The sequence below is a fragment of the Amycolatopsis keratiniphila genome (genome assembly GCF_000400635.2).
Lineage (GTDB): Bacteria > Actinomycetota > Actinomycetes > Mycobacteriales > Pseudonocardiaceae > Amycolatopsis > Amycolatopsis keratiniphila.
Genome location: NC_021252.1, coordinates 7,124,988 through 7,147,346 on the forward strand (window position 1 = coordinate 7,124,988; position 22,359 = coordinate 7,147,346).

The window sequence follows — 22,359 nt, forward strand, 5'->3', positions numbered from 1 at the left end:
GCGACCCGGAGGGCCGTAACGGTTCGAACTCGGAAAGCGGACCCAGGACGAACCGGGCATTGACACGGCGGCGTCGCTGGCGTTCAATTCCCGCCACTATGACAACGTTGTCTTCCAGCGGACCGGACAACGGCCACCGCACCACCGGCCGCCGGGCCACGATGAGTGACGTGGCCCGGCTCGCGGGCGTGAGCATCAAGACCGTCTCGCGAGTAGTGAACGACGAGCCCGCCGTCCATCCGGACACGGCGGAGCGCGTCATGGCGGCGATCGAGCAGCTCGGGTTCCGGCGCAACCTCGGCGCGCGGAACCTGCGGCGCGGCTCGACGACCGGGACGATCGGCCTGATCGTCGAGGATGTCGGAAACCCCTTCTACTCCGAGCTCAACCGGGCCGTGGAGCGCATCGCGACCTCGTTCGGCCGCCAGGTGCTGACCGGTTCCTCGGAGGAGAACTCCGACCGCGAGCGCGAACTCGTCCTGGAGTTCTGCTCCCGCCGCGTGGACGGCATCCTCGTCGTCCCCGCCGGGATGCAGCACGGCTACCTGGTCCCCGAGATGCGCGCGGGCACGCCCGTCGTTTTCCTCGACCGGCCCGCCGGCGACATCATGGCCGACACGGTGCTGGTCGACAACATCGGCGGCACCGTCGAAGCGGTCGCCCACCTGGCCAAACACGGCCACCGCCGGATCGCGTTCCTCGCCGACAGCCCCGGCATCTTCACCGCGGGCGAACGCCTGCGCGGGTTCCGGGAAGGCTGCCTGCGCAACGGGATCCCCTTCGACGACGGCCTCGTCGTGATGCGGACGCCGACCGCCGAGAGCGTCGGCGACGCCGTGAAACGGCTGCTCACCGGGGCGAACCCGGCCACCGCCGTGGTCGCGGGCAACAACCGGGTCGCCGTGCACCTGCTGCGCGCGCTGGCCCACGCCGAGCGGCGGCCCGCGATGATCAGCTTCGACGACTTCGAACTGGCGGATCTGCTGGATCCGCCGGTCTCCGTGATCGCGCACGACGTGAGCGCGCTGGGCCGGGCGGCCGCGGAACTGCTGTTCGCCCGGGTCCAGGGAGATCAATCCGCACCGAGAAAGGTAGTTCTGCCCGTGCATCTCGTAGCCCGCGGTTCCGGGGAGGTCGCGCCTTCATGAGCGGCCACCTCGAACCGATCCGCCTGCCGGCGAACCAGCCGCCGCAGTTCTACCGCGGCGGCGACGCCATCGCCGCGTTGCGGGGCGCTTCGTCGGAGTCCAAGTACGGCCCGGAAGACTGGGTCGGCTCGGCCACCACGATGTTCGGCCAGGAGACCAACGGCCTGACCAAGCTGCCCGACGGGGTCTGGCTGCGTGACGCCGTCCGCGAGAACCCGGCCGCCTGGCTCGGCGCCAAGCATGTCGAAGCGCTCGGCGATTCGACCGGCCTGCTGGTGAAGCTGCTCGACGCGGGCCAGCGCCTGCCCGTGCACTTCCACCCGTCGGACTCGTTCGCGAAGCGGCACTTCGACTCGCACTTCGGCAAGACCGAGGCGTGGATCGTGGTCGGCACCTACGGCGACGACCCACGCGTCTATCCCGGCTTCAAGGAGACCGTCGACAAGGCGACGGTCAACGAATGGGCCCGCACCCAGGACGCGCCCGCCATGCTCGAAGCGCTGAACAGCGTCGCGGTCACCCCCGGCGACACGGTCTACATCCCGGCGGGCCTGCCGCACGCGATCGGCGAAGGCGTCTTCGTCGTCGAACTCCAGCAGCCGACCGACTTCTCGCTGACCTTGGAATGGCGCGACTTCCTGGCGAACCCGGAGAAGGCGCACCTCGGGATCGGCTTCGAGACCGCCATCGAAACCCTGGACACCTCCGGCTGGGACGAAGAACGGCTCGGCTCGATCGTCAAGCACACCGCGAGCGACGAAGCGTCCACTGTGGACCTGCTCGCCGACGGCAGTGACGCGTTCTTCCGCGCCGACCAGCTCCGCCCTGCCGTTTCCGGTAGGTCGACAACGTTGTCACTCGACCCGTCGTTCGCGGTGCTGGTCGTCATGGACGGCGCGGGCACGCTCCGCACCGAGCACGGCGGCGAGTACGCGCTGCGCAAGGGCGAGACCTACGTGGTCCCGCACGACGCCGGTCAATCCACTGTGGAGGGTGAGCTCACGGTCATCCGCTGCCGGCCGCCCGCACCCGAGAAGAGGGAGCGATCGTGAGCGAACTCCTGCTCGACGCACAGAACCTGGTCAAGCGTTACGGCTCGGTGGAGGCGCTGCGCGGCGCTTCCTTCCAGGCGCGCGCCGGCGAGGTCACCGCGCTGATCGGCGACAACGGCGCCGGGAAGTCCACTTTGGTCAAATGCCTGTCCGGTGCCGAGCAGCCGACGTCGGGAAAGATCCTGCTCGACGGCTCCGAGGTGGTGCTCGACTCCCCCACCACGGCACGGCGGATGGGGATCGAGACGGTGTACCAGGACCTCGCGGTCGCCCCGGAACTCGACCCGGCCGCGAACCTGTTCCTCGGCAGGGAGATCCACCGCAAGGGGATCCTCGGCAAGCTCGGCATGCTCGACAAGAAGGAGATGAAACGCCAGGCCGTGGAGGAGTTCCAGCGGCTCGGCGTGACCCTGCAGAGCACCGACGTCCCCATCGGCTCGCTTTCGGGCGGGCAGCGGCAAAGTGTCGCCGTCGCGCGGTCGGTCGTCTGGGCGTCGAAGGTCGTCTTCATGGACGAGCCGACGGCCGCGCTCGGTGTCGTGCAGCGCGAACGCGTGCTCGACGTGATCAAGAAGGTGCGCGACAAGGGCATCGCCGTCGTGCTGATCAGCCACAACATGCCGGAGGTGCTGTCGGTGTCCGACCGCATCGAGGTGCTGCGGCTCGGCAAGCGCGTCGCCCGGTTCACCGGCGCGGACACGAAACTGGAAGACCTGGTCGCCGCGATGACGGGCGCCCTCGTACAAGAGGAGGCGGCGTGACCGTGTCCACTCCGACGAAGAACGGCCCCGAGATCCAGACCACAGTGGACGGTGGCTTCGGCAAGCGCTCGATCGGGCAGCGGCTGATCGGGGCCAACACGTTCTGGATCGCGCTGGTGCTGCTGGCGTTGATCATCGTGTTCACCGCGATCGCGCCCGCCGAGTTCGCGACGCTGTTCACCTTCCAGACGCTGCTCATCGAGACGTCGATGCTGCTGGTGCTCTCGGTCGGCATGACGTTCGTGATCATCACGTCCGGGATCGACCTCTCGGTCGGTTCGGTGCTGATCTTCGCGGGCATGGTGGCGGGCAAGACGATGGAGGCGCTGAGCCCGGACGGTGATGCCACCAAGGCGGGCTGGGGTGTCATCACCGCCGGGCTCGTGGCGGCCGTCGTCGCGGGCACGATCTGGGGGCTGATCAACGGTTTCCTGATCGCGGTGGCGAACATCCCGCCGCTGATCGTCACGCTCGGCACGATGGGTGCCGCGCTCGGCGCCGCGTACCTGCTGAACAACGGCTCCGACGTGCGCAGCGTGCCGACCGAGCTCAACAAGACGCTCGGCTACGGGACGTCGTTCGGCGGCGTGCCGAACCTGGTGCTGGTCGCCGTGGTGATAACGCTGATCGGCGCCTGGCTCTTGCACACCACCAAATTCGGCCGCTACACCTATGCCGTCGGCTCCAACGCCGAGGGTGCGCGGCGGGCGGGTATCGGGGTGACCGCGCATCTGCTGAAGGTGTACACGCTCACCGGTTTCCTCGCCGGTGTCGCCGGTTTCCTTTCGCTGGCGTACTACGCGTCGACGACGATTTCGGCGCACACCACCGACAACCTCAACGCCATCGCCGCCACGGTGATGGGCGGGACGAGTCTCTTCGGCGGTGTCGGTTCGGTGCTGGGCACGGTGATCGGCGTGTTCATCCCGGCCGTGCTGAAGAAGGGTTTCAACATCACGCAGGTCCAGGACTTCTGGCAGATGATCGCGGTCGGCGCGGTGCTGATCGCCGCGGTCTGGTTCGACCAGCGGCGCCGTCGTCGCCGCAACTCTCGCTGATCCCTACGCACAAAGAGGTGCCATCCCCATGAAGAAGACCCTGCTCTTGACCGGTGCCGCCCTGTCCGCGGCTCTCCTGCTGACCGCCTGTGGTGGCGGGACCGTCGGCGAGACGCCGTCGGGCGACTCCGGCGCCAAGACCAACAACAAGAAGCTGTCGCTCATCCCGGGCGTGCAGGCCGAGCCGTTCTACATCTCGATGCAGTGCGGCGCCGAGGCCGAGGCCAAGAAGGCGGGCTACGAGCTCACCACGCAGGCGCCGCAGAAGTTCGACGCGGCCATGCAGACCCAGCTCGTCAACGCGCTGGGCTCCAACCCGCCCGCCGCGCTGCTCATCGCGCCGACCGACGCCCAGGCGATGCTCGCGCCGATCCAGCAGGTCAAGAACCGCGGCTCGAAGATCATCGAGGTCGACACCGCGCTGAAGGACACCAGTGTCGCGGAGTCGTCCATTTCGTCGGACAACGCCGAGGGCGGCAAGCTCGCCGCGAAGACCATGGCGGAACTGGCCGCGGGCAAGACCGGCTCGGTGCTGGTGCTCGACACCATCGCCGGCACCTCGACCACGAACACCCGTGCGAAGGGTTTCGAGGACGAGCTGAAGAACTACCCGAACCTGAAGTCGGCGGGCGTGCAGTTCACCCAGAACGAGCCCGACCAGGCCGCGTCCAAGGTGACCGCCGCGCTGGCGTCCACCCCGGACCTGATCGGCATCTTCGCGACCAACCTCAACACCGGTGAGGGCGCCGCGACCGGCCTGCGGAACGCGGGCAAGATCGGCGCGGTCAACCTGATCGGCTTCGACGCCTCGCCGTCGGAGATCGAGGGCCTGAAGAAGGGCGAGTACCAGGGCCTCATCGCGCAGGACCCGGCCGCCATCGGGCAGCAGGGTGTGCAGCAGGCGATCGCGGCGCTGGAGGGCAAGCCGGTGACGCGGAACCTGACCGCTTCGCTGCACTCGATCACCAAGGCGAACATGGACGCGAACGCCCAGTACTTCTACAAGCAGAGCTGCTGACGCGCTTTGGTGCTGCTATGAAAGGTCCTTTCCTTGCAAAATTTGCAAGGAAAGGACCTTTCATAGCGTTCGGGACCGCGGCTCACTCCCGCGGCTTGACCAGCTTCCCTCGCGTGAGACCGGGTGTCATGAAAGGGTCGTTCAGGACATATTTCGTCCTGAACGACCCTTTCATGACACCCGGAGCGCGCTCACTCGGCGAACTCGACCACCCCAGCCGGCGCGAAGCGCGTAAGAGCCGCGTACAGCCGAGCACCCCCACCGAGGTGCCCCAGCGCGTACACGTACTCACCGTCCTCAAGCAGCACTTCGGGCCCCGACCCGGTCCAGTCGAGCAGGTAGTGCCACCAGTGCATCCACCGCCCCACCCGCCGCTTCTCCCGGTACACCCGCAGCCGCGTCACCTCGGTCCACCGGACCTCGAACACCCCCGGCACCGAGAACCCCACGGCGGAAATCACCAACGAACTCGCCGAGCGCCGCAGAGCGATCAGGATCAGCCCCGCGAAAGCCACGCTGAGCAGGCTGAACACCACCCCGGTAACCGAGCCGGAGGCCAACGCCAGTACGACGGCCACCAGGCCGCCGGCGCCGAACACCACGAAACCGACCATCGCGAACCGGCGCATCACGACGTCCAGCCGAAGCACTACCGCATCACCGGTGACCATGCCCGGAGCGTAACCGGCGAAACCACGCACCGACGTTAGGATCTAGGCCCCGACGTCGTGGAGGAGGCCGGATGACCACCCGTCTGCCCTGGCATCCCGCCGCGAGCGCGGATCCGGTGCCGGTGCTCGCCGCCGCCCAGCGCGTCTCCGACGATCTCATGGACGGCCTCGCCGGGCCCCGCGCCCGCCACGCGGCGCACGGCCTCCGACGGCTGTTCGGCGTTCCCGGCCTCGGGCTGACCGACCTCTCCGGCTCGCTGCTCTGGTCGGGCAGACCGGCCGCCGACGACGTCGTGATCGCGGCGCTCGACGAGGTCCTCCACTCCGAGACGCCGGTGTCCGAGCCCGGACTGCTGGCGCTGCCCCTGCACGTCCACGACGAACTGGCCGGCGTCCTCCTGGTCACCGAAACCACGAACGCCGTCGCCCGCCAGGCCGCCGAGCTGGTCGTCCACGCGCTCGAACGCGGCAGGCTGGAGGCCTCCGCCGAGCAGGCCGCGGAGGCGGAGCTGCGGGCGCTGCGCGCCGAGATCTCGCCGCATTTCGTCTACAACGCGCTCACCGTGATCTCCTCACTGGTCCGCTCCGACCCGGACCGCGCCCGCGACCTGATGCTCGATTTCGCCGAGTACACGCGCTACAGCCTCGCGCGGCACGGCGAGTACACGATGGTCGCCGAGGAGTTCCGCGCCATCGAGACGTACTTGGCGTTGCAGCGTGCCGTGCTCGGCGAACGACTACGCGTGCAGGTGCGCGTCGCGCCGGAGGTGCTGGCCGTCGCGGTGCCGTACCTCGTGCTGGAACCGTTGGTGGAGAACGCGATCCGGCACGGGATCGAGCCACGCGCCGAGGCGGGGTTCATCCAGGTTCAGGGAATGGCGGAAGGGAACGACTGCGTGATCAGCGTCGAGGACGACGGTGTCGGCATGGACCCCGCCCGCGCGGCGGCGATCCTGGCCGGGCGTGGCGACGACGGCGGCGTCGGACTGGCCAATGTGGACAGGCGGCTGCGCAGCGTCTACGGGCCCTGGTACGGCCTGACGGTCGAGACCGAGACCGGCGCGGGCACCAGGGTCGTGGTGCGGGTGCCCCGATTCCAGCCGGGGGTGCTGCCGTGACGAACGGGCTGCGGGTGCTGGCGGTCGACGACGTCCCGCCCGCCCTCGACGAGCTGTGCAGTCTGCTGCGCGAGGCCCCCGAAGTCGCCGAGGTGGTCGCCGCCGGCGACGCGGTCAACGCGCTCAAGCTGTTGCAGGGCAGTCATTTCGACGCCGTTTTCCTCGACATCTCCATGCCCGGCCTCGACGGGCTCGAGCTCGCGTCCCTGCTGGCGCGGCTCAACGAACCGCCGGTGATCGTGTTCGTCACCGCGCACGACGGGCACGCCGTGGCCGCGTACGGTATCGGCGCGGTCGACTACCTGCTCAAACCGGTCCGCGCGGAACGGCTGTCCGCCGCACTGTCCAAAGTGGTCCGGATGGCGGGCAACCAGCCCGACGAGCCGAAACCCGCCCCGGACGCGATGTCCGCGCTGCCGGTGGAATCCGGCGGGCGCACCCGGTACGTCCGGCGCGACGACGTCCAGTTCGTCGAGGCGCACGGCGATTACGTCCGGCTGCACACGAAATCCGGCGTGCATGTCACGCGGATGCCCATCTCCCGGCTCGAAGAGTATTGGGAGGGAACAGGATTCACCCGCGTGCATCGGGGATTCCTGCTCGCCGTGGACGCGGTGCTCGAACTGCGCAGCGACACCACCGGCGGGCTGCTGGCGCATACGGAGGCGGGTGACGTGCCGGTGAGCCGCCGCCACGCGCGCGACCTGCGGGACCGGCTGCTCGCCGCCGCGCAACGCGGCGAACTCGGCCGGGGCGGCCGCCCGTGAGCCGCGTCAAACGGGTCGCCGTCACCAGCCCGCAGACCCGGCTCGCGCATTCGCGGCGCCGTTCGCGCGGACGGTGGCGGGTCCCCCGGCTGGCCGCGGGCGACGCCGAACGCGCGGACGCGCTGTACCGGGCCCAGCGCCGCCGCGGGCTCCCCGCGCTGGCCGGGATGTTCGGGCTGGTCTTCGGGCTCCCGCTGGTGTTCGGGTTGTTCCCCGGGCTGGATTCGGTGCGGCTGCTGGGTATCCCGCTGTCCTGGCTGATGATCGCGATCCTCCCGTACCCGGCCATGGCACTGCTGTCGTGGTGGCAACTGCGCCGGGCGGAAAAGATCGAGGACGAATAGTGGTCGCGGCGCTCTCGGTGGCCCCGGTCGTGCTGGTCACCCTGCTGATCGGGTTGCGCGGCGTCGCGGCCATGCGCACGACGTCGGATTTCCTCGTCGCCTCGCGCCGGATCTCGCCGCTGGTCAACTCCGCCGCGGTCTCCGGCGAGTACCTGTCCGCGGCGTCGTTCCTCGGTGTGGCCGGGCTGGTGGTGAAGGACGGTATCGGCGCGCTCTGGTATCCGGTCGGCTTCACCGCCGGGTACATCGCGATGCTGGTGCTCGTCGCGGCGCCGATGCGGCGTTCCGGCGCGCTCACCGTCCCGGACTTCGCCGAAGCGCGGCTCGCCTCCCCCGCGCTGCGCCGCCTCGCCGCCGTGGTCGTCCTCGTGATCGGAACCCTCTATCTGGTCCCGCAATTCCGCACCGCCGGGCTCGTGCTGACCGCGGTCGGCGGGACGCCGTACTGGGTCGGCGTCGTCATCGCGGGCACCGCCGTCAGCGCGACACTGGCGCTCGGCGGGATGCGCGCGGCGACCTACGTCCAGGCCTTCCAGTTCGTGCTGAAACTGCTGCTGTTCATCGTCCCCGCGATCTGGCTGGTCTCCCAGGTCTCCCCGGAACAGCGGTCGGCTTCGGTGCATCCGGTGGAATTCACCCACTTCGCCCGCGACACCCAGCTGTCCTTCGAGATCGACGTGACGCTCACCCTGCGCGAGCCGACCACCCTGCTCACTCCGGAGAAGCACGTCGTACCACCGGGTGAGCTGGTGGCCAGGAGCGGCGAGACCCTGGAATTCGCCGAGGGGACCCCGGTTCCCGCCGTCCGGGGCGGCGCCCCGCTGGGCGGGCCGGACTGGCAACGGCCGCTGCTCGACCTCGGCGACCAGGGCTATCCGCTGCTCGGCACGTGGGCGATCCTGATCGCCACCATGCTCGGCACGATGGGCCTGCCGCACGTTCTGATGCGCTTCCACACCAGCCCGGACGGCCGCGCCGCCCGGCGGACCGCGGCGATCACCGTCGCCCTGCTCGGCGTCTTCTACCTGTTCCCAGGGGTTTACGGCGTTTTCGGCCGGGTGCTGGTGCCCGAACTGTACGTCTCCGGGGCGACGGACACGGTCGTCGTCGCGTTGCCGGCGCAGATCGACGACGGCTGGGCAGGGTCTCTGTTCACCGGTCTGCTGACAGCGGGCGCGTTCGCCGCGTTCCTGGCGACGTCGCTCGGGTTGTTGCTGGTGATCTCGGGCGCGGTCGCACACGACCTCGCGCCCGGCGGCCTGCGGAGGCTGCGGTGGTCGGTGCTCGGGGCGGCGGCGGTGATGGTCCTGCTCGCGCTGCCGTCGGCCAGATTGGACGCGGGCGTCCTCGTCACCTGGGGTTTCACCGTGGCCGCGTCGACATTCTGCCCGTTGCTGGTGCTCGGCATCTGGTGGAACCGGCTCACCGCCGCGGGCGCGATCAGCGGTGTCCTCGCCGGGCTCGTCGCGTCTTCGGGCTCGATCCTGGTGGCTCTTTTCGTGCCCAGCCTGAGCGGTCTGCCCGCGATCCTGGTGTCGCAGCCCGCTCCCTGGTCGGTTCCGCTGGCATTCGGAGTAATGATCGTGGTTTCCTGGCGGGGCAGGCCTCCCGCCTGGTCCACGGCCGCCATGCTGCGGCTGCATTTGGACGATCGCACAGCCGAAACCCCCTCGTCGTGGTCGGACTACCGTTCGTCGACCGTTCGTCGTCTCGGCAGGCGTTCGAACCGCTGAAGGTTCCGGTCTCCTTGACCTCTCCTTAACGTGTCGCGGAACACATTCGCGGTGCGAGGAGAGCACGATGAGTACCGAAACGAACGCTCCCAGTCCGCCGGACACGGACTGGGACAAAGCCCATGACAGCGCGGAGTTCAAGGAACTGCGGGCTCGGTTGCGCCGGTTCGTCTTCCCCGTCTCGGCGTTGTTCCTTCTCTGGTACCTGCTCTACGTGCTGCTCGCCGACTACGCGCACGGCTTCATGAGCACGAAGCTGGTCGGCAACATCACCGTCGGCCTGGTCTTCGGTCTGCTGCAGTTCGTTTCGACGTTCGTGATCACGGGGCTCTACGTCCGCTACGCGAACAAGAAACTCGACCCCATCGCGGAGAAGATCCGCACAGACATCGAGAGTGAGGCCAAATGAACCTCGCCGCCGGAGTCGAGGGCAGCAGCCCCGTACTCAACATCACCATCTTCGGCCTGTTCGTGGTGGTCACGCTCTTCGTCGTGTTCCGGGCGAGCCGCAACACGAAGACCGCTTCGGACTACTACGCCGCCGGCCGCGCGTTCACCGGCCCGCAGAATGGCGTCGCCATCGCGGGCGACTACCTGTCCGCCGCGTCGTTCCTCGGGATCGCGGGCGCCATCGCCATCTACGGCTACGACGGTTTCCTTTACTCCATCGGCTTCCTGGTGGCGTGGCTGGTCGCCTTGCTGCTGGTCGCGGAACTGCTGCGCAACACCGGCAAGTTCACCATGGGCGACGTGCTGGCGCTCCGCATGAAGCAGCGCCCGGTGCGGGCCGCGGCGGCGACGTCCACCCTGGCCGTCTCGTTCTTCTACCTGCTCGCGCAGATGGCGGGTGCCGGTGGCCTCGTCGCGTTGCTGCTCGGGATCGAGAGCAAGGCCGGGCAGGCCGCGATCATCGTGATCGTCGGCATCATCATGATCGCCTACGTGCTCATCGGCGGGATGAAGGGCACCACCTGGGTCCAGATCATCAAGGCGGCGCTGCTCATCGCCGGCGCGCTGGCGATGACGCTGTGGGTGCTGGGCATGTACGGCTTCAACCTTTCCGCGCTGCTGCAGGGCGCCGTGGACAAGGCGGGCAAGGCCGGTGAGGCGCTGCTCGGGCCGGGCAACCAGTACGGCAAGACCGGCACGACGAAGCTCGACTTCCTGTCGCTGGGCATCGCGCTGGTGCTCGGTACCGCGGGCCTGCCGCACGTCCTGATGCGCTTCTACACCGTGCCGACGGCGAAGGAAGCCCGTCGTTCCGTGGTGTGGGCGATCGCCTTGATCGGCGTCTTCTACCTCTTCACCCTGGTGCTCGGCTACGGGGCGGGCGCGCTGGTCGGCGCGGACAAGATCAAGGCCGCGCCCGGTGGCGTGAACTCGGCCGCCCCGCTGCTGGCGCTCGAACTCGGCGGCCCGATCCTGCTCGGCCTGATCGCGGCGATCGCGTTCGCGACGATCCTCGCCGTGGTCGCGGGCCTGACGATCACCGCGTCGGCGTCGTTCGCGCACGACGTCTACGCCAACGTGATCAAGAAGGGCAAGGCGAGCCCGGCCTCGGAGGTGAAGGTCGCCCGGATCACCGCGCTGGTGATCGGCGCGGTCGCGATCCTCGGCGGCATCCTCGCCAACGGGCAGAACATCGCGTTCCTGGTGGCGCTCGCGTTCGCGGTGGCGGCGTCGGCGAACCTGCCGACCATCCTCTACTCGCTGTTCTGGAAGCGGTTCAACACCCAAGGCGCGCTGTGGAGCATCTACGGCGGTCTCGCGGTCTGCATCGTGCTGATCGTGTTCTCGCCCGCGGTCTCGGGGAAGCCGGTCGACCCGAAGACCGGCAAGAGCGCGTCGATGATCCAGGGTGTCGACTTCCACTGGTTCCCGCTGGACAACCCGGGTCTCGTCTCGATCCCCGTGGCGTTCTTCCTCGGCTGGCTCGGGACGGTGCTGTCCAAGGAGCACAACCAGAAGAAGTACGCCGAGATGGAGGTCCGGTCGCTCACCGGAGCGGGCGCCGAGAAGGCTGTCGCCCACTGATCGCCGGGACGGTGCGGCCGGCATCCAACGCCCCCGGCCGCACCGTCCCGGTTCCCATTCCCCTCAGTACGGCAGTTTCCCCGCCGTCAGTTCGGCCAGCTTCGCGCGGAGGTCGGCCCTGGCCGACTTCCACAGCCCGGTGCCCAGCGAGATCCGCGCCACCCCCAGTGTGGCGAGCGCGGAGAGATCGGGGCCCGAAGGCATCGGAGCGGCGTTGACCGCCCCCGGTGCCACCGCCTTCACGAACTCGCCCAGCACTTCCGGCGACTTCACCATGATCGGGTAGACGCAGTCCGCGCCGGCCTCCAGATACGCCTTGGCCCGCAAGATGGCGTCGTCCAGCACGGCCCGCTCGTCGGACGCGCCGAGGAAGACGTCGACGCGGGCGTTGATCACCAGCGCGTCCCCGGCGGCCTCGCGCAACTCCGCGACCCGTCCCGCCTGTGCCTCGAGCGGGCGCACCCCGCCCGAGGCGTGGTCGGTGTCCTCGTAGTTGCAGCCGACGGCGCCCACCTCGGCCAGCCTCGCCGCGAGTTCTCCCGCTTCGAGGCCGTATCCGCCTTCCGCGTCGACGGTCACCGGCACCGAGACCGCCCGCGCGATCCTCGCGGCCGCCGCGAACATCTCGTCGGCGGGCGCGTCCTCCCCGTCCTCGTATCCGAGGACCTTGGCCACGGCGAAGGAACTCGTCGCCACGACCGGGAACCCGGCGGCCTCCACGAGACGCGCGCTGTCGGCGTCCCACGCGTTCGGCAGGAGGAGCGGCTCGCCCGCGACGTGCAGCTCCCGCAGTCGCGCCGCGGTCATTCGGCGCGCTCGGGCAGCGGCGCGTGGCTGGTCACGCACATCCGGTTCCAGCTGTTGATCGCGATGGCCTCCCAGACGATCGCGCGGTACTGCTCCTCGGTGAAGACGCGGGTGGCCTCTTCGTAGACGTCGTCCGGGACGTCGTGCAGGGTCGCGACGTTCGTGATCGCCTCGGTGAGCGCGAGCGCGGCGCGCTCCTGTTCGGTGAACAGTTCGGTCTCCCGCCAGCCCTGCAGCACGAACAGCCGCCGCGGCGACTCGCCCATCTGCAACGCGTCGTGGGAGTGCATGTCGAGGCAGAACGCGCAGTGGTTGATCTGCGAAGAGCGCATCTTCACCAGTTCGAGGATCTTCTGGTCGACACCGGCGTTGGCGGCGGCCTTTTCGACTTCGGCCTGGAGCTTCGCCATGGCCTGGTAGATCTCGGGCACTCGTTTGCCCACGTGGATTCGCTCGGTCATGACTGCGAATCTAGCGACGACTGGCCCACGAGTATGGTCCAGTGTCATGGCAGATTCGTGGTCCAGTTCGGGAATAGACGTCCACCTGGACTGGCGTCCCGAAAGCGGCCGGACCGGGCTCGCGACGGCGATCCGCGCGGCCATCCGGGAAGGGCGCTGGCAGGCGGGGGCCGCGGTGCCCTCGACCAGGGCGCTGGCGCAGGACCTCGGCGTCGCCAGGGGAACGGTCACCCGCGTCTACGCCGATCTCGCCGCCGAGGGTTACCTGCGGACGGCGCAGGGCGCGCCGACCCGCGTCGCGACGGCGGGCGCGCTGCCCGCGTCGGCGCCGAGGCCCGTCCCCCGCGCCCCGGCGCCGCGCTGGGACCTGCGCCCCGGCAGGCCGAACCTGTCCGCGTTCCCCCGCGCCGCCTGGCTCGCGGCGACCCGGCGGGCACTGCACCGGGCACCGATGACGGCGTTCGACTACACGGCCGAGTCGGGTGCGGCGGAACTGCGGGAGACGCTCGCCGCGTACCTCGCGCGCAGCCGCGGCGTGATCGCCGACCCCGCGAGGATCCTGGTGTGCTCCGGGTTCTCGCACGCGATCGCGATCCTGGCGCGGGTCCTGCACGCGCGCGGCGCGGACGAGATCGCGTTCGAGAACCCGTCGCTGCACATCTACCGGAACATCTCCGCCGCCAACGGTCCCCGCGTGGTCGGCGTCCCCGTCGACGACCACGGGATCACGGTGTCCTCTTTGGACAGTCCAGCGGTGGTGGTCACCCCGGCGCACCAGTACCCGCTGGGTGTCACGCTCGCTCCGGGGCGCCGGGCCGAACTCACCCGATGGGCGGAGGAGACCGGCGCCGTCGTCATCGAGGACGACTACGACGGCGAGTTCCGGTTCGACCACCAGCAGGTCGGCGCGCTGCAGGCACTGGCACCGGAACGGGTCGTGTACGTGGGCACGACGAGCAAGACGCTCGCGCCGTCGCTACGTCTGGGATGGATGGTGCTGCCGCGCTTCCTGGTCGAACCGGTACGCACGGCGCTGGCCGAGAGTGGGGCACGGCCCGCGCTGCTGGATCAGCTGGCGATGGCCGAACTGATCGAATCCGGCGCGTACGACCAGCACATCCGCCGCTGCCGCATCGAATACCGGTCCCGGCGCGACAAACTGCTCGCGGCCTTACCGGATTCCGTGCTGCCGCAAGGGATCTCCGCCGGGCTGCACTTGGTGCTCCAATTCCCCGGCGACCTTCCCCGGGAGATGGAGGTGCTGGCCGCCTGCCGCCGTCGCGCGATCGGGCTCGAAGGGCTCAGCGGCTACTGGATCGGCGAGCCGCAACGCGAAGGGCTCATCATCGGGTACGGCGCCGCCGCGAAGCACGCTTTCGGCGGCGCCACCCAGGCCTTGCGCGAGGCCATCTTCGAGGTCACCTAGCAGAACCAGGCACGCGCCCGGAGGATGTCGGTCTTCAGCACCGGGGCGCCGTCGACCGGGGCGGGGTTCTCCGGAGTCGGCTTGATGCCGCCGGCGGCGACGTCGTCGAGGGTTTCGAGACCTTCGTGACCGACGGTGCCGAAGATCGTGTAGTTCGGCCGCAGCGCGGAGTCGCCGTACACCACGAAGAACTGGCTCCCGTTCGTCGCCGGGCCCGCGTTGGCCATCGCGAGGACACCGCGCGAATACACCTTGCGCGCGCCGGTCGGGTCGGTCGGCGCGGGCGGCAGCCCGACGGGCAGCTCGTCCTTGTACTTGTAGCCGGGGCCGCCCTCGCCGGTGCCGCTCGGGTCACCGCACTGCAGCACCTTCAACGTCGGGTACGCGGTCAGCCGGTGACACGTCGTGCGGTCGTAGAAGCGGTGCTTCGCCAGGTGCAGGAAGCTCTGCACGGTGCAGGGCGCCTTCGCCCGATCGAGGGTGAGATCGATGTTGCCCTGGTTCGTCTTCAGCTGCACCGGGACCTTGCCCCGGTCCGGCGTGCGACGGGGATCCGGCGGCAGCGGGACCGGGCGCGCGGCCGGCTCGTCCGGCGTCTGCGTGTACTGGCACGGCCCCTTCGTGACCTTCGGCGGCGCGCCTTCCGCCGACGCCGTTCCAGTGCCTGCCGCGAGCATCAGCCCGGCTCCCAGCACTGCCACAAAGACCTTCGCGATCCTCTGCACGGTTCCTGCCTCCCAGCCGTGGACGAAGAAGAGAGCATAGGGTGAATCCCCGGCGCTCACACAGGTCCGGAAGTAGGTCCGCGGTTAGGGTCGAAGCCGTGGAGATCGCCGAACGACACCAATGGCAGCTGAACGCCCTGACCTTCCTGTACGCGTACACGCAGTACGTCCTCGTACACGAGCGGGTCATGGCGGGGCTGCCGCCGGAGAAGCCGGCCGAACTCGACAAACCGCGCATGCTCAGGCTCGCCAAGGTCGTCGACGACATGATCCTCGACTTCCGCAAGGAGGACGGGCTCAGCGACCTCGAACGGCGCCGCGTCATCCGCCTCGCCAGGGAGATCAAGTCGCACGTCCGGGAGAAGTGGCCGCCCCGCGAACCGACGCTGACCGAGTGGATCGCCTCGGCCGCGGCGCACTTCTACTGCGAGGAGCACATCAACAACGGTTACGTCCGGATGGGCCGCGTCTTCGATCCCGACATGGCGGACAGGTTCCTGGAACGCGTGGAGTTCTGCCGGGGCCAGACCGTCACGATCACGAAGTACGCCCACAAGGTGGCCGACGGCGAAGAGCTCACGTACGGCGAGACGAACCAGCTCGAAGTCTGGAAAGAGGACGCGATCGCCCATCTGGACAATCTCGACAGCGACTTCGGCGACATCAAGATGTACGTCGAGTTCTGATCCTCACGAGCCGCGAAGGTCCGCGATGAGTTCTTCGGCCGCCGCGAACGGGTCGAGTTTCCGCGCGACCACGAGTTCGGCCAGTTCGGCGAGCCGGTCCCCGGAACGCAGGTCGACGAGTTCCGCGCGCAACCGCTGCACGGCGATCGCCTCGACCTCGTCCCGGGCCCGCGCCGCACGACGGCGGGGCAGTTCTTCGCGCCGGACCAGCCAATCGTGGTGTTCGTCCAACGCCTGGACCACGTCCTCGACGCCTTCGCCGCGCGAGGCCACCGTTCGCACGATCGGCTGACGCCAGCTCGGACCGCGGATCTCCCGGCGCACCAAAGAGATCATCTGCTTGAGGTCGTGCACGGTCGCGTCCGCGCCCTCGCGGTCGGCCTTGTTGACCACGAACACGTCCGCGATCTCCAGCACGCCCGCCTTGGCCGCCTGGATCCCGTCGCCCATTCCCGGCGCGAGCAGGACCACCGTGGTGTCGGCCAGTTTCACGACGTCCACTTCGGACTGACCGACGCCGACGGTCTCGATCAGCACGACGTCGAATCCGGCCGCGTCGAGCACCCGGACGGCCTGCGGCGTCGCCCACGACAGCCCGCCGAGGTGGCCGCGCGTGGCCATCGACCGGATGAACACGCCGGGATCGGTGGCGTGTTCGGTCATCCGGATCCGGTCGCCGAGCAAAGCGCCGCCGGAGAACGGCGACGACGGGTCGATCGCCAGCACGCCGACGCGCAGGCCTTTCGCCCGCAATGCCGTGAGCAGCGCCGAAGTCGATGTCGACTTACCGACACCGGGCGGCCCGGTCAGGCCGACGACCCGCGCGTTGCCGGTGTGCGGCGTCAGCTTCGCCGCGACTTCGGGCAACCGCGGATGGGCGTCCTCGACCAGCGACAGCAACCGGGCGATCGCGCGGGGGACGCCGTCCCGCGCGCGACCGACCAGTTCGTCGATGTCCAGCTGTACCGGCAAGGGCTTTACGGGACGCGGATGAGCAGCGCGTCGCCCTGGCCGCCACCACCGCAGAGGGCGGCCGCGCCGAGGCCGCCGCCGCGACGGCGGAGTTCGTGGACCAGGTGCACGGCGAGCCGCGCGCCGGACGCGCCGATCGGGTGACCGAGGGCGATGGCGCCACCGTCGACGTTCACCTTCTCCGGGTCGAGCCCGAGCTTGTCGGCCGAAACCAGGCCGACGGCGGCGAAGGCCTCGTTGATCTCGACGAGGTCGAGCGCGTCCGCGGTCAGCTTCTCCTTGGCCAGCGCGGCCAGGATCGCGTTCGACGGCTGCTCGTGCAGGCTGGCGTCCGGACCGGCGACCACACCGTGCGCGCCGATCTCGGCGAGCGGGGTCAGGCCCAGCTCCTCGGCCTTGGCCTTGCTCGCGACGATGACCGCGGCCGCCCCGTCGGAGATCTGCGAAGCCGAACCGGCGGTGATGGTGCCGTCGGAGGCGAAGGCGGGACGCAGCTTCGCGAGGCCCTCGGCGGTGGTGTCGGCGCGAACGCCTTCGTCCTGCGAGAAGACGACCGGGTCGCCCTTGCGCTGCGGGATCGACACCGGCGCGATCTCGGCGTCGAAGCGGCCCTCGGCGATGGCCGCGGCGGCGCGCTGGTGCGACCGCGCGGAGAACTCGTCCTGCTGCTCGCGGGTGATCCCGTAGCGGCTGTTGTACTTCTCCGTCGACGAGCCCATCGCGACCTGGTCGAAGGCGCAGAACAGGCCGTCGTAGGCCATGTGGTCGACGAGCGTCGTGTCGCCGTACTTGAACCCGGAGCGGGACTTCGGCAGCAGATGCGGCGACTGGGTCATCGACTCCTGGCCACCGGCCACGATCAGGTCGAACTCACCCGCGCGGATGAGCTGGTCGGCCAGCGCGATGGCGTCGAGACCGGAGAGGCAGACCTTGTTGATGGTCAGCGCCGGGACGCTCATCGGGATGCCGGCGGCGACCGCGGCCTGGCGGGCGGGGATCTGGCCCGCGCCCGCGGTGAGCACCTGGCCCATGATCGTGTACTGGACCGCGTCCGGCGAGACACCGGCCTGCTCCAGCGCCGCCTTGATGGCGAAGCCGCCGAGTTGCGCGCCCGAGAAATCCTTCAGGGAACCGAGCAATCGCCCGATCGGTGTACGGGCGGCACCCAGGATCACGGAACCGGACACGGCGTCCTCCAAGCATCGGCGCAAGGGCAAAGGGGGTCTTCGCGACCATACCCGGGTCACGGGCCTCTTGATGGAGCCAGTGTGAGGCGGCGCACGCCGGTCCGCCCGCCCGCGCACCTATCCTGCTCTGCATGAACCAGGCGCTGAAACCGTTCGTGACGGCCATCGACCACGTCGGCATCGCGGTACCCGATCTCGACGCCGCGATCGCCTTCCACGCCGAGCATTTCGGCCTGGAGGTCGCGCACGAGGAGATCAACGAGGAGCAGGGTGTCCGTGAGGCGATGCTGCGCGCGCCGGGCACCGCCGGGACCGAGACCGCGATCCAGCTCCTCGCGCCGCTGCGCGAGGATTCCGCGATCGGCAAGTTCCTCGCGAAGAGCGGGCCCGGGCTGCAGCAGCTGGCATATCGAGTGTCCGATGTGGACGCCGCCGCCGAGGCTCTGCGCGCGCAAGGACTTCGGCTGCTCTACGCCGAGGCGAAGCGCGGCACGTCCAACAGCCGGGTGAACTTCGTCCACCCCAAGGACGCCGGCGGGGTGCTGGTGGAACTGGTCGAGCCCGCGAAGGACGGTCACTGACCACGCGTCAACGCCGAAGCGATGAAGAGGACCTCGCGGTCGATCTCGGCGGGGTCCCCGTCCTCGGTGTGCCGTGCCGTCGCGTGACGGTGGCTGACCGCCCGCGCGAGCAGTCCCGACGCCGAATCGACGTCGGCGGTCGCCACCTTGCCGCCGGTCGCGGCGACGATCACCGCCTTCACCTGCCGGACGAGTTGCTGGAACCGTTCGGCCAGCGCGTCGCGGACCGCGCGGTGCGTGTCGGCCTCCCGCCAAAGCAGGTGTGAGAGCGCCAGCGACCGGTTGAACCGCCTGTCGAGTTCCACGACGAGGCCGCGCAGGCTGCCCGCGAGGTCGCCGGGAACCACCACGACGGCCGGCTCGATCCGGGCGTCGGGCAGTTCGGCGACCAGCGCGGCCAGCAGATCCGACTTGCGCCGGAAGTAGTAGTGCACGAGGCCTTTCGGCACGCCCGCCCGCTCCGCGATCCGCGAAGTGGGCGTGGCGTCGAAACCGGATTCGGCGAAGAGCGCCTCCGCGGCTCGCAGGATGCGCTGTTTCGCCGAATCCTCTTTCACGCCGTTCCCTCCCGGGTCAGTGCTGTCCCGCCGTCTTGTGCGTCGCCTGGGCGATCGGCATCGCCGCCGCCCCGGCCACCACGGTCAGGACGCCACCGATCCAAGCGGTCCAGGACGCGCCCATGAAGTCGGCGTATCCCATCACCCAGGGCGAAATGAACAGCAGCGCGCCCAAGACGATCTGGATGCCTTCGCCGTAGACCATGCCAGGCATCGCAAGCGACGCGAGACCGTCGAGGGCGATCAGTGCGCCGAGGACGACGAGCGTCCACATGGCGGTGTTGTCCGTGGTCATCCAGAGGGGTGAAAGCGCGACCACGACACCGATGACCACCTCCACCCAGTCATGGGGACGGCTCCAAGGGCGCGTCGTGGGTTCATTCATGCGTGCTCACCTCCGAATATCGGCTGAACCTGCAGGTCGGAGAGATCTCCACGTCCGATGGTCCGCTTGGTTGGCCGGCCGGTCAAGACCGGTCGATAACGCTTCGGGATGTGTACGTGCTCCACGTCTCGTACAGTTGTGGACTTGGTTACCGATGAGTAATTTGGGCGAACCACTCTTTGCCGGTGAGCCCACATCGGCGCAGTGCCGCCAAACGCCGTCCCCCCATTCGCGGAGGTTTCGATGTCGCAGCTCGGCGAGATCCAGCAGGCCATTCTGAACGATGACCTCGGCGCCGTGGCGTCGCTCGACGTGCCGGAGACCTATCGCGGGGTGACCGTGCACAAGGACGAGGCCGACATGTTCGAAGGCCTCGAAAGCCGGGACAAGGACCCGCGCAAGTCGCTGCACGTGGACGAGGTCCCGGTGCCGGAGCTCGGCCCTGGCGAGGCGCTGGTCGCGGTCATGGCGAGCGCGATCAACTACAACACCGTCTGGACCTCGATCTTCGAACCGGTGTCGACGTTCAAGTTCCTGGAGCGCTACGGGCGGCTCTCGCCGCTGTCGAAGCGCCATGACCTGCCCTATCACGTCGTCGGCTCGGACCTGTCCGGCGTCGTGCTGCGCACCGGGCCCGGCGTGCACAACTGGAAGCCGGGCGACGAGGTCGTCGCGCACTGCCTCAACGTGGAACTCGAAGGCCCGGACGGGCACAACGACACGATGCTCGACTCCGAGCAGCGGATCTGGGGTTTCGAGACGAACTTCGGCGGGCTCGCCGAGATCGCGCTCGTGAAGTCGAACCAGCTGATGCCGAAGCCGGACCACCTCACCTGGGAAGAGGCCGCCTCCCCCGGCCTGGTGAACTCCACGGCCTACCGTCAGCTCGTGTCGCGCAACGGCGCCGACATGAAGCAGGGCGACATCGTGCTGATCTGGGGCGCTTCGGGCGGCCTCGGCTCCTACGCGACGCAGTACGCGCTCAACGGCGGCGCCATCCCGGTGTGCGTGGTCTCCAGCCCCGAAAAGGCGGAGATCTGCCGGAAGCTCGGCGCGGAGCTGATCATCGACCGCAACGCCGAGGGCTACAAGTTCTGGAAGGACGAGCACAACCAGGACCCGAAGGAGTGGCAGCGGTTCGGCAAGAAGATCCGCGAGCTGACCGGCGGCGAGGACCCGGACATCGTCTTCGAGCACCCGGGCCGCGAAACCTTCGGCGCTTCCGTCTACGCCGCTCGCAAGGGCGGCACGATCGTCACGTGTGCGTCGACGTCGGGCTACATGCACCAGTACGACAACCGGTATCTGTGGATGAACCTGAAGCGGATCATCGGCAGCCACTTCGCGAATTACCGCGAATCGTGGGAGGCGAACCGGCTGATCGCGAAAGGTCTGATCCACCCGACGCTGTCGAAGACCTACGCGCTCGAGGACACCGGGCAGGCCGCGCTGGACGTCCACCGCAACGCGCATCAGGGCAAGGTCGGCGTGCTCGCCCTTGCGCCGGAAGAAGGTCTGGGCGTCCGGAACCACGAGCTGCGCGAAAAGCACATCGACGGGATCAACGCGTTCCGGAACGTTTAGCGCGCCAGAACGCGCTTTCGCCGCGCGTTGCGTGGGTGCTCACCCTTCCGTGACTCCAGCTCGACTACGGTAGAAGGATGAGCCTTGGCGAGGAACGGGAGCTAGTGCCGCTGGGAGCCGGCTTCGACGTGGCGAAGCGCGGTTACAGCCGTGCGCAGGTCGACGAACATCTCGAACGGCTGGACGCCGATCTGAAGATGCTCACCGCCGATCGCGATGCCGCCATCGCACAGGCGGGCGACCTGGCACGGCAGCTGGAGATCGCACGCGGGGAGATCGCGGACCTGCGCGGGCAGGTCGACAGGCTCGCCCAGCCGCCGACGAGCGTCGAAGGCCTTTCCGAGCGCCTGCAGCGGATGTTGCGGCTCGCGCAGGACGAGGCCGCCGACACCAAGGCGCGCGCGGAAGCCGAAGCCGGGCACATCCGCGCCAAGGCCGAGACCGACGCGAGCGCCATGCGGGCCCGCTACGAGCAGCTGCTCAACGAGCTCGACCTCCGTCGCAAGGAGATGGAGGCCGAGCACCGCGGCGTGCTGGAGAAGGCCCGCGCCGAGGCGAAGGACATCACCGACAAGGCGAAGGCCGAGCGCGACAAGCTCGACGCCGAGGCGCAGCAGCGCCGCACGCAGGTCGAAGAGGATTTCGAGATCGCGATGGCGTCGCGGCGCACCGAAGCCATGCACGCGCTGGCCGAGCAGGAGGCCGCGAGCAAGGCCGAGGCCGCCCGCCGCGTCCGCGAGGCCACCGAGGACGCCGCCGCCATCCGCGCGAAGGTGCTCGAAGAGGAGACGGCGGCCAAGGCCGACATCGAACGCCGTCAGCGCGAGTCCGTCGCCGACGCCAACAAGCGCAAGCAGGACTCGATCACCGAGGCCAACGCCCGGCTCGCCGAGGCGGCCGACGAGGCACGCCGCCGCGTCCGGCAGGCCACCGAAGAGTCCAACCGGCGGATCACCCAGGCCACCGAACGGGTCGAAGCGCTCCGCAAGGTGCGCTCCAGCCTGGCCGAGCAGGTCCGCACCGCGCGGACCGCGCTCGCCGAGGCGACGCACGTGCTCGGCGACGAGCCGCACGTCCCGGCGGACCTGAAGGCGAAGCCGTCGCCCGACGCGGAAGCCACCGTGCAGCTCCGGACGGCCGATGTGCCGAAGGCCACATCCGGCGCGAAGCCTTCACCGCGACCTGCGGCAGCGCAGAAACCGACTGGCGAGTAACCTTTTCACCCGACCGTGCTCACGACGGACCTGCGGGGCCGCCGACGAGCGGTTATCGTCGCTGCTCGCA

The 22,359-nt window shown here is 69.3% G+C and carries 24 protein-coding genes; 16 read left to right on the forward strand and 8 right to left on the reverse strand.

Features of this window, described 5'->3' with window-relative positions:
* The first annotated feature begins 161 nt into the window (after nt 1–161).
* From AORI_RS72705 to AORI_RS72725, 5 genes are read left to right on the forward strand one after another with little or no spacing between them, the layout of a single operon-like run.
* A complete protein-coding gene (locus AORI_RS72705; protein WP_043848337.1) occupies nt 162–1,148 on the forward strand; it encodes a LacI family DNA-binding transcriptional regulator in 987 nt (328 codons plus the stop codon).
* Nucleotides 1,145–2,200 (forward strand): class I mannose-6-phosphate isomerase, encoded by a 1,056-nt coding sequence (locus AORI_RS72710; protein WP_016336635.1) that lies wholly within the window; start codon nt 1,145–1,147, stop codon nt 2,198–2,200. Before AORI_RS72705 ends, AORI_RS72710 begins: the two co-directional genes overlap by 4 nt.
* Nucleotides 2,197–2,961, forward strand: coding sequence for an ATP-binding cassette domain-containing protein (locus tag AORI_RS72715; RefSeq protein WP_016336636.1), 765 nt, complete (start codon nt 2,197–2,199; stop codon nt 2,959–2,961). Before AORI_RS72710 ends, AORI_RS72715 begins: the two co-directional genes overlap by 4 nt.
* A complete protein-coding gene (locus AORI_RS72720) occupies nt 2,958–4,019 on the forward strand; it encodes an ABC transporter permease (protein WP_016336637.1) in 1,062 nt (353 codons plus the stop codon). The genes AORI_RS72715 and AORI_RS72720 overlap by 4 nt, the downstream gene beginning before the upstream one ends.
* 28 nt (nt 4,020–4,047) lie before the next feature.
* Entirely contained in the window at nt 4,048–5,037 is a 990-nt protein-coding gene (locus tag AORI_RS72725; protein ID WP_016336638.1) for an ABC transporter substrate-binding protein, read from the forward strand.
* A 191-nt stretch (nt 5,038–5,228) separates the two neighbouring features.
* Here the strand turns inward: AORI_RS72725 and AORI_RS72730 are convergent, their stop codons facing one another.
* Nucleotides 5,229–5,708 carry a hypothetical protein gene (locus AORI_RS72730; protein ID WP_123798614.1) on the reverse strand — a complete coding sequence of 160 codons (480 nt, stop codon included), beginning with the start codon at nt 5,706–5,708 and terminating at the stop codon, nt 5,229–5,231.
* A gap of 71 nt (nt 5,709–5,779) precedes the next feature.
* On the opposite strand from AORI_RS72730, the gene AORI_RS72735 reads away from it, so the two are divergent.
* The 6 genes from AORI_RS72735 to AORI_RS72760 all read left to right on the forward strand — a co-directional run bounded on the left by AORI_RS72735 (nt 5,780) and on the right by AORI_RS72760 (nt 11,704).
* The gene (locus tag AORI_RS72735) at nt 5,780–6,826 is read left to right on the forward strand and encodes a sensor histidine kinase (RefSeq protein WP_016336640.1); all 1,047 of its coding nucleotides are present in this window, start codon (nt 5,780–5,782) and stop codon (nt 6,824–6,826) included.
* A complete protein-coding gene (locus tag AORI_RS72740) occupies nt 6,823–7,593 on the forward strand; it encodes a LytR/AlgR family response regulator transcription factor (RefSeq protein WP_016336641.1) in 771 nt (256 codons plus the stop codon). The genes AORI_RS72735 and AORI_RS72740 overlap by 4 nt, the downstream gene beginning before the upstream one ends.
* Entirely contained in the window at nt 7,590–7,937 is a 348-nt protein-coding gene (locus tag AORI_RS72745) for a hypothetical protein (RefSeq protein ID WP_016336642.1), read from the forward strand. Before AORI_RS72740 ends, AORI_RS72745 begins: the two co-directional genes overlap by 4 nt.
* Nucleotides 7,937–9,670 (forward strand): sodium/solute symporter, encoded by a 1,734-nt coding sequence (locus AORI_RS72750; RefSeq protein WP_016336643.1) that lies wholly within the window; start codon nt 7,937–7,939, stop codon nt 9,668–9,670. The genes AORI_RS72745 and AORI_RS72750 overlap by 1 nt, the downstream gene beginning before the upstream one ends.
* A 67-nt stretch (nt 9,671–9,737) precedes the next feature.
* Entirely contained in the window at nt 9,738–10,079 is a 342-nt protein-coding gene (locus AORI_RS72755) for a DUF485 domain-containing protein (protein ID WP_016336644.1), read from the forward strand.
* Nucleotides 10,076–11,704, forward strand: a complete 1,629-nt coding sequence (locus AORI_RS72760; RefSeq protein WP_016336645.1) for a solute symporter family protein — start codon at nt 10,076–10,078, stop codon at nt 11,702–11,704. The genes AORI_RS72755 and AORI_RS72760 overlap by 4 nt, the downstream gene beginning before the upstream one ends.
* A 63-nt stretch (nt 11,705–11,767) precedes the next feature.
* Here AORI_RS72760 and AORI_RS72765 read toward each other — a convergent pair whose 3' ends face one another.
* Both AORI_RS72765 and AORI_RS72770 read right to left on the reverse strand, forming a co-directional pair.
* Nucleotides 11,768–12,511 carry an isocitrate lyase/PEP mutase family protein gene (locus tag AORI_RS72765; RefSeq protein WP_016336646.1) on the reverse strand — a complete coding sequence of 248 codons (744 nt, stop codon included), beginning with the start codon at nt 12,509–12,511 and terminating at the stop codon, nt 11,768–11,770.
* Complete coding sequence (locus AORI_RS72770; protein WP_016336647.1) at nt 12,508–12,972, reverse strand: carboxymuconolactone decarboxylase family protein; 465 nt, start codon at nt 12,970–12,972, stop codon at nt 12,508–12,510. The genes AORI_RS72765 and AORI_RS72770 overlap by 4 nt, the downstream gene beginning before the upstream one ends.
* Nucleotides 12,973–13,018: 46 nt before the next feature.
* On the opposite strand from AORI_RS72770, the gene pdxR reads away from it, so the two are divergent.
* Nucleotides 13,019–14,398 carry a MocR-like pyridoxine biosynthesis transcription factor PdxR gene (gene pdxR, locus AORI_RS72775; RefSeq protein WP_016336648.1) on the forward strand — a complete coding sequence of 460 codons (1,380 nt, stop codon included), beginning with the start codon at nt 13,019–13,021 and terminating at the stop codon, nt 14,396–14,398.
* On the opposite strand, the gene AORI_RS72780 is transcribed toward pdxR, so the two are convergent.
* Entirely contained in the window at nt 14,395–15,075 is a 681-nt protein-coding gene (locus AORI_RS72780) for a peptidylprolyl isomerase (protein WP_046200033.1), read from the reverse strand. The genes pdxR and AORI_RS72780 overlap by 4 nt on opposite strands.
* Nucleotides 15,076–15,221: 146 nt before the next feature.
* Here AORI_RS72780 and AORI_RS72785 point away from each other — a divergent pair, with 146 nt between their 5' ends.
* A complete protein-coding gene (locus tag AORI_RS72785; protein ID WP_016336650.1) occupies nt 15,222–15,809 on the forward strand; it encodes a hypothetical protein in 588 nt (195 codons plus the stop codon).
* 3 nt (nt 15,810–15,812) lie between these two features.
* Here AORI_RS72785 and meaB read toward each other — a convergent pair whose 3' ends face one another.
* The gene (gene meaB, locus AORI_RS72790; RefSeq protein WP_016336651.1) at nt 15,813–16,781 is read right to left on the reverse strand and encodes a methylmalonyl Co-A mutase-associated GTPase MeaB; all 969 of its coding nucleotides are present in this window, start codon (nt 16,779–16,781) and stop codon (nt 15,813–15,815) included.
* A 5-nt stretch (nt 16,782–16,786) separates the two neighbouring features.
* Nucleotides 16,787–17,968 carry an acetyl-CoA C-acetyltransferase gene (locus tag AORI_RS72795; protein ID WP_016336652.1) on the reverse strand — a complete coding sequence of 394 codons (1,182 nt, stop codon included), beginning with the start codon at nt 17,966–17,968 and terminating at the stop codon, nt 16,787–16,789.
* Nucleotides 17,969–18,099: 131 nt separating this feature from the next.
* On the opposite strand from AORI_RS72795, the gene mce reads away from it, so the two are divergent.
* Nucleotides 18,100–18,549, forward strand: coding sequence for a methylmalonyl-CoA epimerase (mce, locus tag AORI_RS72800; protein ID WP_016336653.1), 450 nt, complete (start codon nt 18,100–18,102; stop codon nt 18,547–18,549).
* On the opposite strand, the gene AORI_RS72805 is transcribed toward mce, so the two are convergent.
* Nucleotides 18,543–19,106, reverse strand: a complete 564-nt coding sequence (locus tag AORI_RS72805) for a TetR/AcrR family transcriptional regulator (RefSeq protein WP_016336654.1) — start codon at nt 19,104–19,106, stop codon at nt 18,543–18,545. The genes mce and AORI_RS72805 overlap by 7 nt on opposite strands.
* A gap of 16 nt (nt 19,107–19,122) precedes the next feature.
* Complete coding sequence (locus tag AORI_RS72810; protein ID WP_043848339.1) at nt 19,123–19,491, reverse strand: SPW repeat protein; 369 nt, start codon at nt 19,489–19,491, stop codon at nt 19,123–19,125.
* A 243-nt stretch (nt 19,492–19,734) separates the two neighbouring features.
* Between AORI_RS72810 and ccrA the strand changes: the two genes are divergently transcribed.
* A complete protein-coding gene (gene ccrA / locus AORI_RS72815; protein WP_016336657.1) occupies nt 19,735–21,075 on the forward strand; it encodes a crotonyl-CoA carboxylase/reductase in 1,341 nt (446 codons plus the stop codon).
* Between the two features lie 77 nt (nt 21,076–21,152).
* Nucleotides 21,153–22,289, forward strand: coding sequence for a coiled-coil domain-containing protein (locus tag AORI_RS72820; protein WP_228688228.1), 1,137 nt, complete (start codon nt 21,153–21,155; stop codon nt 22,287–22,289).
* Nucleotides 22,290–22,359: the final 70 nt, after the last annotated feature.

Coding starts and splice junctions, on each gene's coding strand:
- AORI_RS72705 (WP_043848337.1), top strand. CDS start 162: ATGAGTGACGTGGCCCGGCTCGCGGGCGTGAGCATCAAGACCGTCTCG.
- AORI_RS72710 (WP_016336635.1), top strand. CDS start 1,145: ATGAGCGGCCACCTCGAACCGATCCGCCTGCCGGCGAACCAGCCGCCG.
- AORI_RS72725 (WP_016336638.1), top strand. CDS start 4,048: ATGAAGAAGACCCTGCTCTTGACCGGTGCCGCCCTGTCCGCGGCTCTC.
- AORI_RS72730 (WP_123798614.1), bottom strand. CDS start 5,708: ATGGTCACCGGTGATGCGGTAGTGCTTCGGCTGGACGTCGTGATGCGC.
- AORI_RS72735 (WP_016336640.1), top strand. CDS start 5,780: ATGACCACCCGTCTGCCCTGGCATCCCGCCGCGAGCGCGGATCCGGTG.
- AORI_RS72755 (WP_016336644.1), top strand. CDS start 9,738: ATGAGTACCGAAACGAACGCTCCCAGTCCGCCGGACACGGACTGGGAC.
- AORI_RS72760 (WP_016336645.1), top strand. CDS start 10,076: ATGAACCTCGCCGCCGGAGTCGAGGGCAGCAGCCCCGTACTCAACATC.
- AORI_RS72765 (WP_016336646.1), bottom strand. CDS start 12,511: ATGACCGCGGCGCGACTGCGGGAGCTGCACGTCGCGGGCGAGCCGCTC.
- AORI_RS72770 (WP_016336647.1), bottom strand. CDS start 12,972: ATGACCGAGCGAATCCACGTGGGCAAACGAGTGCCCGAGATCTACCAG.
- pdxR (WP_016336648.1), top strand. CDS start 13,019: ATGGCAGATTCGTGGTCCAGTTCGGGAATAGACGTCCACCTGGACTGG.
- AORI_RS72780 (WP_046200033.1), bottom strand. CDS start 15,075: ATGCTCGCGGCAGGCACTGGAACGGCGTCGGCGGAAGGCGCGCCGCCG.
- mce (WP_016336653.1), top strand. CDS start 18,100: ATGAACCAGGCGCTGAAACCGTTCGTGACGGCCATCGACCACGTCGGC.
- AORI_RS72810 (WP_043848339.1), bottom strand. CDS start 19,491: ATGAATGAACCCACGACGCGCCCTTGGAGCCGTCCCCATGACTGGGTG.
- ccrA (WP_016336657.1), top strand. CDS start 19,735: ATGTCGCAGCTCGGCGAGATCCAGCAGGCCATTCTGAACGATGACCTC.
- AORI_RS72820 (WP_228688228.1), top strand. CDS start 21,153: ATGAGCCTTGGCGAGGAACGGGAGCTAGTGCCGCTGGGAGCCGGCTTC.